General features: G+C 57.0%; 14 protein-coding genes. 7 read left to right on the top strand and 7 right to left on the bottom strand.

Going from position 1 to position 11,701, the window contains the following annotated elements; all coding sequences use genetic code 11:
* Positions 1 to 24: 24 nt before the first annotated feature.
* Positions 25 to 987, bottom strand: coding sequence for a YihY/virulence factor BrkB family protein (locus IV01_RS07330; protein ID WP_032630180.1), 963 nt, complete (start codon positions 985 to 987; stop codon positions 25 to 27).
* 227 nt (positions 988 to 1,214) lie between these two features.
* Positions 1,215 to 1,406, bottom strand: a complete 192-nt coding sequence (locus IV01_RS07335) for a CsbD family protein (protein WP_032630179.1) — start codon at positions 1,404 to 1,406, stop codon at positions 1,215 to 1,217.
* Positions 1,407 to 1,668: 262 nt separating this feature from the next.
* Here IV01_RS07335 and IV01_RS07340 point away from each other — a divergent pair, with 262 nt between their 5' ends.
* Positions 1,669 to 2,049: a hypothetical protein gene (locus IV01_RS07340; protein WP_032630178.1), complete on the top strand. Its 381-nt coding sequence runs from the start codon at positions 1,669 to 1,671 to the stop codon at positions 2,047 to 2,049.
* A 128-nt stretch (positions 2,050 to 2,177) separates the two neighbouring features.
* Here IV01_RS07340 and IV01_RS07345 read toward each other — a convergent pair whose 3' ends face one another.
* Complete coding sequence (locus IV01_RS07345) at positions 2,178 to 2,579, bottom strand: DUF2177 family protein (RefSeq protein WP_032630177.1); 402 nt, start codon at positions 2,577 to 2,579, stop codon at positions 2,178 to 2,180.
* Between the two features lie 129 nt (positions 2,580 to 2,708).
* Positions 2,709 to 3,545, bottom strand: a complete 837-nt coding sequence (locus tag IV01_RS07350; protein WP_032630176.1) for a S1 RNA-binding domain-containing protein — start codon at positions 3,543 to 3,545, stop codon at positions 2,709 to 2,711.
* Positions 3,546 to 3,905: 360 nt separating this feature from the next.
* On the opposite strand from IV01_RS07350, the gene IV01_RS07355 reads away from it, so the two are divergent.
* The 4 genes from IV01_RS07355 to IV01_RS07370 all read left to right on the top strand — a co-directional run bounded on the left by IV01_RS07355 (position 3,906) and on the right by IV01_RS07370 (position 6,640).
* On the top strand, positions 3,906 to 4,094 hold the full coding sequence (locus IV01_RS07355; protein ID WP_027898056.1) for a hypothetical protein: 189 nt from the start codon (positions 3,906 to 3,908) through the stop codon (positions 4,092 to 4,094).
* 232 nt (positions 4,095 to 4,326) lie between these two features.
* Positions 4,327 to 4,839 (top strand): hypothetical protein, encoded by a 513-nt coding sequence (locus IV01_RS07360; protein ID WP_032630175.1) that lies wholly within the window; start codon positions 4,327 to 4,329, stop codon positions 4,837 to 4,839.
* A 143-nt stretch (positions 4,840 to 4,982) separates the two neighbouring features.
* On the top strand, positions 4,983 to 5,708 hold the full coding sequence (locus tag IV01_RS07365; RefSeq protein WP_032630174.1) for a TorF family putative porin: 726 nt from the start codon (positions 4,983 to 4,985) through the stop codon (positions 5,706 to 5,708).
* Between the two features lie 62 nt (positions 5,709 to 5,770).
* The gene (locus tag IV01_RS07370) at positions 5,771 to 6,640 is read left to right on the top strand and encodes a DUF6279 family lipoprotein (protein ID WP_032630173.1); all 870 of its coding nucleotides are present in this window, start codon (positions 5,771 to 5,773) and stop codon (positions 6,638 to 6,640) included.
* 107 nt (positions 6,641 to 6,747) lie between these two features.
* On the opposite strand, the gene IV01_RS07375 is transcribed toward IV01_RS07370, so the two are convergent.
* A complete protein-coding gene (locus IV01_RS07375) occupies positions 6,748 to 7,146 on the bottom strand; it encodes a hypothetical protein (RefSeq protein WP_032630172.1) in 399 nt (132 codons plus the stop codon).
* Between the two features lie 158 nt (positions 7,147 to 7,304).
* Between IV01_RS07375 and IV01_RS07380 the strand changes: the two genes are divergently transcribed.
* Positions 7,305 to 7,577: a hypothetical protein gene (locus IV01_RS07380; RefSeq protein WP_032630171.1), complete on the top strand. Its 273-nt coding sequence runs from the start codon at positions 7,305 to 7,307 to the stop codon at positions 7,575 to 7,577.
* Between the two features lie 110 nt (positions 7,578 to 7,687).
* On the opposite strand, the gene IV01_RS07385 is transcribed toward IV01_RS07380, so the two are convergent.
* On the bottom strand, positions 7,688 to 9,034 hold the full coding sequence (locus IV01_RS07385; protein WP_032630201.1) for a DEAD/DEAH box helicase: 1,347 nt from the start codon (positions 9,032 to 9,034) through the stop codon (positions 7,688 to 7,690).
* A 177-nt stretch (positions 9,035 to 9,211) separates the two neighbouring features.
* Here IV01_RS07385 and IV01_RS07390 point away from each other — a divergent pair, with 177 nt between their 5' ends.
* Positions 9,212 to 10,465, top strand: a complete 1,254-nt coding sequence (locus IV01_RS07390; RefSeq protein ID WP_032630170.1) for a mechanosensitive ion channel family protein — start codon at positions 9,212 to 9,214, stop codon at positions 10,463 to 10,465.
* 149 nt (positions 10,466 to 10,614) lie between these two features.
* Here the strand turns inward: IV01_RS07390 and IV01_RS07395 are convergent, their stop codons facing one another.
* Complete coding sequence (locus IV01_RS07395; RefSeq protein ID WP_032630169.1) at positions 10,615 to 11,478, bottom strand: EamA family transporter; 864 nt, start codon at positions 11,476 to 11,478, stop codon at positions 10,615 to 10,617.
* Between the last annotated feature and the right edge of the window lie 223 nt (positions 11,479 to 11,701).

Here is an 11,701-nt window from a genome sequence, read left to right as displayed (position 1 = left end):
GGGCATTGATGCAGCCAGCTGGATTCAGGAATCCCCGGCCTTGGCTGGCAGTGGCACGGAATGATCGCGCCCCAGCCCGGAGACCGGCTGCTTGTGGGTCGATTCCACCGCGCCGTCACCCTCTTCTTTCTCGCCTTTGTCTTTGCCTTCAGCCGACATGTGCTCGACCACGGCATTCATTTCCGCACCGAGCAAAAGCACTGCCGCAGAAATATAAAAATACAGCAGCAAGACAATGATCGCGCCAATGCTGCCGTACATGGCGTTGTAATCCGCGAACGTTTTGACGTAGTAGCCAAAACCCAACGAAGCCATGATCCACACCACCACTGCCAGCACCGAGCCAGGCGTGATGAAGCGAAACTCCTGTTTCACATCAGGCATGACGTAGTAGATCAAAGCCACCGCGACCATCAGCAGCATCACGATCAGGGGCCAGCGCAAAATGGTCCAGAGAGTGACGATGAACTCTTCCATGCCGATCTGCGCGGCCAGCCAGTTCATGACCTGCGGGCCTGTGACCATCAAGGCCGCCACTGCCAGCATCATCATCGCGATGCCGATGGTGTACAGCACCGAGAGCGGGATGCGCTTCCAGACCGGGCGTGCTTCAACCACATCATAGGCGGCGTTCATGGCGCTCATCATCAGCCGTACGCCGGCCGAAGCGGTCCACAACGCAATGAAGATACCAATGGACAGCAGGCCACCCTTGGATTGCTGCAGCTGGTCGATGACCGGGTTGACCTGCTCCAGAGCCTGAGGCGGCAACACCAGCTCCGATTGCAGACGCAGCCAGGAGAAAAAGTCCGGCAAATGCAGAAAGCCGATCAGGGCAATGAGGAACAGCAGGAAGGGGAATAACGAGAACAGCATCTGATAAGCCAGCGCCGACGCGTAGGTCGACATCTCATCATCGAGGAATTCACTGACCGTACGTACCATCACCTTGCCCAGAGGCAGTTGGCGCAATTCCGGGAAAATCATGGCGTCTCCTTCGCTACATAAACTGGCGCAGCTTACACATTCAGATGGGCGGGTACTGCGCTTCTCACACGACTGGAGCACAGATAGTGGCGTTTTACCTTATCCAGTGGACTGGATCAGCCGGGAAAAGGTTTCAAAATCAGTAGATCAGAAACAACAACGGCCATCCTGAGATGGCCGTCACGTTACGCGTCAGACCCGGAGTTCAATCCGGGCTGAGGTTAGGCTTATGCCTTGTCGACGCCTTTTTTCACGGCATCTTTGGTTTTGCCGACGGCCTGTTGAGCTTCGCCCTTCAATTCCTGAGCTTTGCCTTCACCTTGAAGCTTTTGGTTATCGGTTGCCTTGCCTACGCCTTGCTTGACGTTACCGACAGCTTCATTAGCCATGCCTTTAACTTTATCGCCAGTGCTGCTCATAGGATTACTCCGAAAAATAATGAGAGGTCATTGCCTCGACACAAAGATTGACCGGCTGCATTTGCCGAGAGTTTCAATTATTTTTCCCGGCGCTGCGCCCGTTCGTCTGCTCAGGCGTGGCTTTGAAAGAGGCGCTATTTGAAAGTTTGCCTTTAAGTTTGCGTGCCGACCCCCGAGAATGCGCAACGCAATCAGGCGACGACGGGCATGACTCGGCGCGCTGAATACATTGATCCGCAGAAACATGATCCGCAGGAACATTATGAAACTCGATAAAAAGCAGGCCATCGCACGCCGCAACCAACAGCTGGGCGGTGCCGTGCTGGGTACCAACAACACCCACTTCGCCGCGCTGAACACCAACCGCAACATCTGGTGGTTCGACCTGCCGGTACCGCGCCTGGCCGTCGGGCAATACGAGTGGGTGCACCTGCTGCTGCACACGCCGGACACCGATGAACTGCTGCACCTGAAAGTCACTACCGTATTCCTGCGCGATCACATGGAAGGCCTGACCATTCGCAACAAAGGCCAGCGCAAATCAACGGTGAGCCTCGAGTTGAGCGCGGATAAGGATTCGTTCTTGAAAGATGTGCGGCCGACGGGTGCGGGCCTGAGTTTTGCGGATTTTCTGCAGCGCTGATGCTTGAACTGTTGGAACTAGTGGGAGCGAGCTTGCTCGCGAAGGCAATATTTCACACACAGTTGATGTGCCGAATGTACCGCCGCCTTCGCGAGCAAGCTCGCTCCCACAGAGTTGGCCATAATACTTTATGAAACGCGCCGCGCTACGAGGTACCCAACCGCCCCCGCTGCTGCGGAGATGAAAGTACCCCACGCCAGATCCACCAACGCCAATTGCGCAGGCCAGCCTTGCAGCGTGGCCCAATTGGTCAGATCGTAAGTGCCATAAGCCACCAGCCCCAGCAGGGCGCTGCGTTGCAGGGCATGGGTCAAGCTGTTGCGACGCAGGGCCGACTTGACCGCCAGCATCACCACCCCGAAGGCATACAGCAGATAGAACACTACCGCCGGAAAGATAACCGGCTTGGCGAGCATCAACGGCCCCAGCCATTCCCGATAAGTCGGGCCCATGAGCCAGCCGAGCCAGATGCCGTCCAGAATCAGGAACGTCAGCAGGACACTGAAATAAGCGCAGAGGGTTCTTTTCATCGGGGCATCCTTGTCTGATCCGTGGAATTGGCGGCGGCGCGCTTGATGAGCGCGCTGCCGCTTTGGACTGACTTTTACCCGGAAACGATCCCTGCTCCCGCTTTTAACCGATGAATAGGCGATGAAGCGTCAGACCAGCTCGATACGGTCGGCGTGGATCACGATCTGACCTTGTTTGTACAACGCACCGATGGCCTTCTTGAAATTGCCTTTGCTGACGCCGAACAGATTGCTGATCACTTGCGGATCGCTCTTGTCGCTGACCGGCAGCACGCCGTTGTTTTCCCGCAGCTTGCCCAGAATCTTGGAGTTCAGGCTGCTGGCGGCCTCTTCACCCACCGGCTGCAGACTCAGGCTGATGTTGCCATCCGTGCGAATTTCCTTGATGAAGCCTTTTTCCTGCTTGCCGGCGCGCATGAACTTGAATACTTCGTTCTTGTGAATCAGGCCCCAGTGCTTGTTGTTGATGATCGCCTTGAAACCCATATCGGTGGCTTCGGCAACCAGCAGATCAACTTCCTGACCCACGCTGTAACTGGCCGGTGTCTTGTCCAGATAGCGATCCAGACGCGCCGTTGCGGTGATGCGTCGGGTGTGCTTGTCCAGATAGACATGCACCACGCAGTAATCGCCCGCCTGCAAGGTGCGTTTTTCTTCGGAGTACGGCAGCAGCAGATCCTTGGGTAGGCCCCAGTCCAGGAAAACGCCGATGCTATTGACCTCAAGCACTTTCAGGCTGGCGAATTCACCGACCTGGACCTTGGGTTTTTCTGTGGTGGCCAACAGCTTGTCTTCGCTGTCCAGATAAACAAAGACGTTGAGCCAGTCCTCATCTTCGCTGGGAATATCCTTGGGGATGTAACGGTTAGGCAGCAATATTTCGCCGTCCGCGCCGCCATCCAGATACAGACCGAAGTTAGTGTGTTTAACCACTTGCAAGCTGTTGTAACGCCCGATTAAAGCCATGTGCAAATACCCTCATTACGTGGGCGGCATTCTACCCGAGTTTGTCGGCGAAGACGCTGGTGCCCGATAGCTTCGCGGCGCAAGGCCGAAAGCTACGGAAAATCAATGATCTAGCGCAGGCAGGCACTCGCCCTGATCCCGCCCGCTCGTCCGATGCCAAGCAAAAAACCGGAGGCGATAATTCACCGCTGGCGCTCTCAATACAATTATCTTCTCAATTAAAACAATCGCTTAGCCGGAATAATTAATTGAAGCATCCATGACGGCGATAATCGCCTTGTGTTTTTAGAGGGATATTTACCAAGCAATTGTCAAGTGATTCGTGTACCATTGCTGGCCGTATCAAGTTTATATAGGTTAATGGCAGCCATGCGCGTAAAAGCATCCAACTCGAAAGCAAAGCCAGCTCCAGCCGTTGAAACGAGCGATTCGATCAACGCCCAGATTGCTGCTTTCCTCAAGTCCGGTGGCGAAATCCAACAGATCGCCAAAGGCGTCAGCGGCCAGACCTTCGGCCCGTCCAAACAGATTACCCTCGGCAAGAAGTAATTCTTCCCCGCTCCAGTTTTGAATCTCTATGCGCTTTGCCTTTCCTGACCGCTTTTGAATTGAAGCGTTAGGGCCAAAGCGCCAGATTTTCAGCCTTCGTAGCCTCCCTCCCGTTTCAAACTGACTGCAAACCCTGTTGTCCACTGTTGTGCTCGTTGACCCTTTAAGTTGATAAGAAGCGCGACCACGGGCAGGATGATGTCTTGAAGCCAGCCCTCTGCGGAATGCACGAATGAAGAACTGGATGCTGCTCGGCGCACTGATCACCCTGACCGGCTGTGCCTCTCACACCTGCAACAACGCTCCCGATGACGGTTATCCCGCGGGCAGTCAATGCCGTGCCGAGCATTTGCTGTATCAGAACGACATGCTGCAAGCCAAGCTGTTGATCAGTGAAGCCGACCGGGAAAACTATGAACTGGCCGAAGCGATGCTGCGCCGCGCAGGCGTGGACGATACGTCAGGTGAAGCCGAGTTCTACATGGCGGTGCTGTTGATTCGCCAGCAAGCCGATCAACCGCGAGTCATTGAGCTGCTTGAAGATGCCGCCAAGCGCAAGCATCCACTGGCCATCGCCCTGCTCTCGCAGCAACTGAGCATGACCGATCAGAAAAAGTCCGAAAGCTACCGTGCAGCCTACGCCGAACTGGACGTTGCCAAGAGCGGTTACCCGTCTTTTGAACAGGCGCTGGTGGTGATCCGGGGTCTGGTTATTCCCCAGAGCCAGGCAACTGCGGCAAATTGATGCAGGGCGGATCGACGAGCGGTCTGCTTAAGCTGATTTTCAACGGTATGCTTGCGAGGCTCTATCTCGCGGCTTTCTTGTAGTCCTCTTGGGCCTCTGGCCATTTCAACCTGCCCTCTCCGTAAGCTAAAGGAGTGAGCACCATGCTCAATATTCGCTGTTGCGCGCTTACATTTGGCGCTCTGCTCATTTGCCAGTCAGCGTCCGCCCAGATAATGGAGCGGGAGTGGGGCGATTTCAGCCTGAAACTCGGTACCACACCTACCCGCAGCATGGCGCAAGGCCTGGTCACCCAGAGTGGCGGGGGCTCGTTTCATGGCGGCCTGGACCTGACCCACGACAGCGGCTTCTATTTCGGACAATGGTCACCCAATGTAGGCGTGACGCCAGACAGCACCTTTGAAGTCGACTCCTACATGGGCTTCAAGAAGCCCTTCGATCAGACCCTGGGCTACGAGCTGGGCATGATCCATTACAGCTATCCGGACACCAGTCAGCTGGATACCCACGAATTCTATGCCGGGCTACGCGTACTCAATAGCCGAATTGGTGCCGCCTTCAGCAACGATGTAGGGCGACGGGACAGCACCTTGATTGTCGATCTCGGGGGTATTGAACAACTGGGGTTGGGCGTGCGTGTGCAATACGCGAACCACCAGTACGAGACGCCGCAACAGATATCGGACGGCAGCATGGTCAGCGGCTTCAATGATTGGTCGCTGAATCTCTCCAGGCCGTGGCTTGGTGTCGATATGAACCTGATCTACAGCGGCTCCAGCCTCACCGGCACTGATTGCAGTGCCTACAGCGGGCACAACCCGCAATGCGAAGGCACCTTTACCCTCAAGGCCGTGCGCTCATTTTTCTGAATCACTGAACTGCTACTCTCGGCCCTGCTCTACACATCAGGCAGGTCAATCCAGGAGTGGTCATGCGTACCCCGTTCAAAGCCTTCATTTCGTTGTTGATGGCCCTGCTGGTGTTGTCCGGCTGCAGTCGCATCGGGCTCGCCTATCGCAATCTGGACATCATCATCCCTTGGTCGCTGAGCGACTACCTGGACATGAACACCTCGCAGAAGGGCTGGTTCAACACCCGCCTGAAGGACCACCTGAGCTGGCATTGCAGTACTCAGCTGCCAAGTTACCTGACCTGGCTGGACCGCCTGCAACAGATGGTGGAAACCAACCAGGTCACTACCGGCGGACTTCAGGCCCGCACCGACGAAGCCAAGCAGGCCATCGCGCAGATATCCCGACAGATCACGCCGTCTGCGGTGGAGTTGTTGGTGCAGCTCGATGACAAGCAGGTGCAGGAAATGCAGGCGGCTTTCGCCAAGGACCAGCGCAAGCGTGAGAACGAATTCCTCAAGGAGCCGCTGAATACCCAAATCAGCGACCGCGCCGAACGTATGGAAAAACGCTTGAACCCGTGGATGGGCAAACTCAACGCGGCGCAACAGCAACGGATTCAGGATTGGTCGACATCGCTAGGCGAACAGAACCGCGCCTGGCTGGACAACCGCGCGCGCTGGCAGACGCTGTTTTTAGCAACGGTTCAGGAACGCCAGTCCCCTGAATTTCCCGGCAAGATCGCCAAACTGCTGCAGGACCGCGAAACCTTCTGGACTCCGCAATATCGTGTGGCCTACGAGCGTACGGAACAGGCCGCTATCTCTCTTCTAGTGGACCTGATGGCCCAGAGCACGCCGGACCAGCGTCAGCGCCTATTGACCAAGATCGCCGACACACGCAAGGACTTTACCGATTTGAGTTGCCTGAAAGCGGTGACAGCGGGCTGAACCATTGCCCACCTGTAGGATCTGGCCGAGGTTACGAGGGCTGCGCAGGCGATGTGTCAGGCAGATCGCGATTCGCAGCTTTCGGCAGCTCCTACAGAATTTCGATATCAGGCAATCTGCGCCTTTGCTGCCAGTATCTCGAACGTCGGCGGATCCAGTGGATCTTCCTGATCATCGAGCACCTGGCGCGGATGGTCATTGCCGGGAATGCTGCTATCGATCAGCGCCAACAGCTGTGCACCGCGCGGGGTCAGAATGAAGTTTTCACCGTTGCCACCGTCTTCTTCAGGGCGCGACTGAATGAAACCACGATTTAGCAGTAGAGACTCGTACTCGCCGGCAATTGCTTTCAGATGATCCAGATTCCCCACCTCTTCCCCATCTGCTGCCAGAGCAGCCGCGTGCTCTTCGGCATATTTGCGGGGTTTGAATGAGTCGTCGGCGCTGTTCTGCACTTCATGCAGCAGACGTTCAACGAGATCCCAGTCATAAGTCTTCTTATCCATTTTTATTACCTCCAACCAGCGTGAGTGATTGCTTCCTATGCTGGTTGTGACACGCCTGATCCTTAGCCGTTCAGCGCCAGCCTCCAGGCGGTCGCGCTGAACTTTTAACGTCAATCCAACCTCAATCCCACAAGCCCATCATGGATATAGAGGCATTTATGAAAACCCTGTTAAGTGTAACTACAGCTGTGCTCCTGCTGGCCGCCCTTCCCGCTTGGGCCTGCACGCCGGAGGAAGCCACCGCCAAGCGCGAGCAACTGGCCAGGCAAGTCCAGAAGCTGACCGAGCAGAATCCAGCCAAAGCCAAAGAGATCAATGACGAATTGCAGAAAATGGATTTGAAAACCGAAGCGGCAGAACTGCCGGATAAATGTCAGCTGATTGATGAGCGGATGAAGGAGTTGGGGACGGCGGAGAAGAAGGTGGAATAAACCGGCTTGTAGGAGCGCGCTTGCCCGCGATGCATTATCCCTGACAACACACTGTTGTCTGAGTAGACGCCATCGCGGGCAAGCGCGCTCCTACAGATTTTCGGCCAGTGTTACTCAGCCGCAGGCGTTTCAGTCTTGCGCTTTTTCAGCGGGGCCATGCCGTCTTTGCTGACCAGCGACAAGGCGTCGGTCTTCGGGCGGTTGGTGATCTTGCGCTTGGTCGGTGCCTTGGCCCCGGTTTTCTTCTTGTCGCCCTTGGCGTCGGTCTTTTTCTTCTTCACGCCGACAGCTTTGCCTGACGCCTTGACCTTCTTCGGCCCGCCGTAGGTGCCTTTGACTTCTTTGATGGTGCGGCGCTCGAAGCTCTGCTTCAGGTAGCGCTCGACGCTGGACATCAGGTTCCAGTCGCCATGGCAGATCAGCGAGATCGCCAAGCCTTCGCCGCCCGCACGACCAGTACGGCCGATGCGGTGCACATAATCGTCGCCACTGCGCGGCATGTCGAAGTTGATCACCAGATCCAGGCCTTCAACATCCAGACCGCGGGCCGCCACGTCGGTCGCCACGAGAATCTTGGTGCCGCCCTGCTTCAAGCGATCAATGGCCGCCTTGCGGTCCTTCTGATCCTTGTCGCCATGCAGCACGAAAGCCTTGTAGTCCAGCGCCACCAGGCGGCCGTACAAGCGGTCGGCCAAGGCCTTGGTGTTAGTGAAGATGATCGCCTTCTGATACGTCTCGTTGGCCAGCAGCCAGTGCACGATCTGCTCTTTGTGGCTGTTGTGGTCAGCGGTGATGATCTGCTGACGAGTACCGGAAGCCAGCTCGCTGACGCTGTTCACCTGCAAGTGCTGCGGATCGTTCAGCACTTTGCTGATCATTTCACGCAGGCCTGCACCACCTGTGGTGGCCGAGAACAGCAGGGTTTGCTGGCGATTGGAGCATTCGTTGGCCAGACGCTCGACGTCTTCCGAGAAACCCATATCCAGCATGCGGTCGGCTTCGTCCAGGACCAGCACTTCAACGTTCTTCAAGTCCAGGTTGCCGGCGTTCAGTTGCTCCAGCAAACGGCCCGGCGTACCGATCAGAATGTCCGGCACCTTGCGCAACATGGCGGCCTGGACCTTGAAGTCTTCACCGCCAGTGATCAGACCGGACTTGATGAAAGTGAATTGCGAGAAGCGCTCCACTTCCTTGAGGGTCTGCTGCGCCAACTCACGGGTTGGCAGCAGGATCACGGCGCGAATGTCGACGCGAACCTTGGCCGGGCCCATGAGGCGATTGAGGATCGGTAATACAAATGCCGCAGTCTTGCCGCTACCGGTTTGCGCCGTCACCCGCAGGTCACGCCCTTCCAGGGCCAGAGGAATGGCCGCTGCTTGCACAGGCGTAGGCTCGACAAATTTAAGCTCGGCCACAGCTTTAAGCAGGCGTTCGTGCAGGGCGAATTCGGAAAACACGGGTGTTACCTCGACGAAAAACAAAAATACGGCGCATAGCGTAACGGTTTCGGGCGCCATAACCGAGTTTCTTTACCACCAATGGCCGATTTTGTTACGCAATTTTCCAGCCTATGCCCTTCTTGACGTCATGAATGCTCTAATTGCCACGCTTTTTCTTCTGGATTACCGATACCCATGGATATTCAATCGTTATGGCAGCGCGTTCAGGAACTCTGGGCCGTGCTCGATCAACATCCTGTGCTGCACGCCAGCCTTGGCCTGATGCTTTTGCTGGTTGTCGCCCTTGTTTCGGGCCGACTGGCGCGGTTTCTGATCCTCTATGCGACTAAAATGCTCGGCCGCCAACCGGCGCTGCACTGGCTCAATGACTTGCTGCACAACAAGGTCTTTCATCGCCTGGCGCAGATAGTGCCGTCGCTCGTGATCCAGTTCGGGCTGAACCTAGTGCCGGCCTTGAGCGATACCGCCAAAACCGTAATCGGCAACATTGCCCTGGCCTTCACCATTCTGTTCCTGACCCTGGTGATGGGGGCGCTGCTCAACGCGCTGCTGGATATCTACGCCCGCACCACCCATGCCCGCACCCGCTCGATCAAGGGTTACGTGCAACTGGCGAAAATGATTCTATATATCTTTGCCGCCATCATCATTGTCGCCACCCTCATCGACCGCTCGCCGCTGTTGCTGCTTTCGGGTCTGGGTGCAATGTCGGCGGTGATTCTGTTGGTCTACAAAGACACCCTACTGTCATTTGTCGCCAGCGTGCAGTTGACCAGCAATGACATGCTGCGGGTCGGCGACTGGATCGAAATGCCCCAGGTCGGCGCGGACGGCGATGTAGTGGACATCACGCTGCATACGGTCAAGGTGCAGAACTTCGACAAGACCATCGTCTCGATCCCGACCTGGCGCTTGATGTCCGAGTCGTTCAAGAACTGGCGCGGCATGCAGCAGTCCGGTGGGCGACGCATCAAACGCAGCCTGTTCATCGACGCCAGCGGCGTAAGATTCGTGCGCGACGATGAGGAACTGCAACTGAGTCAGGTGCACCTGCTGACTGACTACATCGGCCGCAAACAAGCCGAGCTGCTGGCCTGGAATCAGGCTCAGGGCAATGTCGCAGCGCTGTCAGCCAACCGTCGGCGCATGACCAACATCGGCACCTTCCGCGCCTACGCCCTGGCCTACCTGAAAAGCCATCCAGACATTAATCCCGACATGACCTGCATGGTCCGCCAACTGGAAACCACCGCCCAGGGTGTACCTCTGGAAATCTACTGCTTCACCCGCACCACGGTGTGGGCCGAGTACGAGCGTATTCAGGGTGATATTTTCGATTACCTGCTGGCGGTGCTGCCGGAGTTCGGCTTGAGCCTGTACCAGCAACCTAGCGGCGCGGATATGCGGGTGGGGTTGGCGAAAGTGTAATGGATCACTTTGTAGGCGCTCACGAGCAGCGCGAGGCCGCGATCGCGGTGTGCCTGATACGCCGCCATCGCGGCCTCGCGCTGCTCGTGCGCTCCTACAGGGACCGTGTTTGCTGCGCGACAGCGCGGCGTCCGGACGACGCCAGATTGCTAAGCCAACTGTGCCTTTGTCGATCCCAACCGACTGATCCACAACGACACCAGAATCAGCACCCCGCCAAACGCCAGACGCTCCAGCGGCTCGTGCTGGTTCCAGATCAGCAGATTGATCAGCAACCCGACAGGCACGTGCAGCACGTTGAACACTGCCAGGGTGCCGCCGCTGACCAGACAAGCGCCTTTGTTCCACCAGTACATGCCCAGCGCCGTGGAGCACAGGCCCAGGAATAGCAGCACCATCCACTGATCGGCAGCATCCGGAAGGCGCTGGGCGTTGCCGAACATCAGGAACGCGGGCAAGGCGATGATCAGTGCGCCCAGGTAGAAGTAGCCGAAGCGCCGATAATGCGGCAGGTCGCTGGGGTAGCGTGCCACCAGATGTTTGTACAACACCTGCCCGGCGGCATAGGTGAAGTTGGCGACTTGCAGCAGCAGGAAACCACCGAGGAAGTTGCCGTCGATGCCGTCCCAGCGGATCACCCCGGCGCCCAGTACGGCAACCAGCGCGGCCAGCAACGCCCAAGGGTTGAAGCGGCGATTGAGTGCGTCTTCGATGAGGGTGACATGCAGCGGCGTGAGAATGGTGAACAGCAGCACTTCCGGAACGGTCAGCACGCGGAAGCTGAGGTACAGGCAGACATAGGTAATGCCGAATTGCAGCGCGCCGATCACCAGCATGCCGCGCATGAAGCCCGGCTCGACCCGACGCCACTGAGTCAGCGGGATGAACACTAGACCCGCGAGTACGACACGGATCAGTACTGCGAAATAACTGTCGACATGCCCCGCCAGAAATACCCCGATCAGGCTGAAGGAAAACGCCTGGATCAGCGTGACAAAAAGTAGATAGCCCATGAATGCCCCCTTGTTGAAGGCGGCGACCTTAGCGGGTTAGAGGTTTGGGTGTCTATTCAATAACGTTGCGGCTGATATGGCGGGGTATCAATTGCACTTGCGGTGCGCTTGCGTCCGGTTTCGCCCTGACGGTCGACCCCCTTTGTTTCGGCAAAGGGGGGAAACCATTTTTCGCTGACGTCCGGCCCCTGGTTCCCAGGGGTTCCTTCGCTCCGGCACCGTG

It is taken from the genome of Pseudomonas syringae, from assembly GCF_000737245.1.
GTDB lineage: Bacteria > Pseudomonadota > Gammaproteobacteria > Pseudomonadales > Pseudomonadaceae > Aquipseudomonas > Aquipseudomonas syringae_J.
Note: the sequence above shows the minus strand (reverse complement) of the source record. Positions and strands in the feature narration are given on the sequence as shown.

Bases quoted from the DNA above. Each gene is read 5' to 3' on its own strand.
- IV01_RS07355 (WP_027898056.1), top strand. From the start codon at position 3,906: ATGGCAGCCATGCGCGTAAAAGCATCCAACTCGAAAGCAAAGCCAGCT.
- IV01_RS07390 (WP_032630170.1), top strand. From the start codon at position 9,212: ATGGATATTCAATCGTTATGGCAGCGCGTTCAGGAACTCTGGGCCGTG.
- IV01_RS07365 (WP_032630174.1), top strand. From the start codon at position 4,983: ATGCTCAATATTCGCTGTTGCGCGCTTACATTTGGCGCTCTGCTCATT.
- IV01_RS07375 (WP_032630172.1), bottom strand. From the start codon at position 7,146: ATGGATAAGAAGACTTATGACTGGGATCTCGTTGAACGTCTGCTGCAT.
- IV01_RS07395 (WP_032630169.1), bottom strand. From the start codon at position 11,478: ATGGGCTATCTACTTTTTGTCACGCTGATCCAGGCGTTTTCCTTCAGC.
- IV01_RS07335 (WP_032630179.1), bottom strand. From the start codon at position 1,406: ATGAGCAGCACTGGCGATAAAGTTAAAGGCATGGCTAATGAAGCTGTC.
- IV01_RS07380 (WP_032630171.1), top strand. From the start codon at position 7,305: ATGAAAACCCTGTTAAGTGTAACTACAGCTGTGCTCCTGCTGGCCGCC.
- IV01_RS07345 (WP_032630177.1), bottom strand. From the start codon at position 2,579: ATGAAAAGAACCCTCTGCGCTTATTTCAGTGTCCTGCTGACGTTCCTG.
- IV01_RS07340 (WP_032630178.1), top strand. From the start codon at position 1,669: ATGAAACTCGATAAAAAGCAGGCCATCGCACGCCGCAACCAACAGCTG.
- IV01_RS07330 (WP_032630180.1), bottom strand. From the start codon at position 987: ATGATTTTCCCGGAATTGCGCCAACTGCCTCTGGGCAAGGTGATGGTA.
- IV01_RS07360 (WP_032630175.1), top strand. From the start codon at position 4,327: ATGAAGAACTGGATGCTGCTCGGCGCACTGATCACCCTGACCGGCTGT.
- IV01_RS07370 (WP_032630173.1), top strand. From the start codon at position 5,771: ATGCGTACCCCGTTCAAAGCCTTCATTTCGTTGTTGATGGCCCTGCTG.
- IV01_RS07350 (WP_032630176.1), bottom strand. From the start codon at position 3,545: ATGGCTTTAATCGGGCGTTACAACAGCTTGCAAGTGGTTAAACACACT.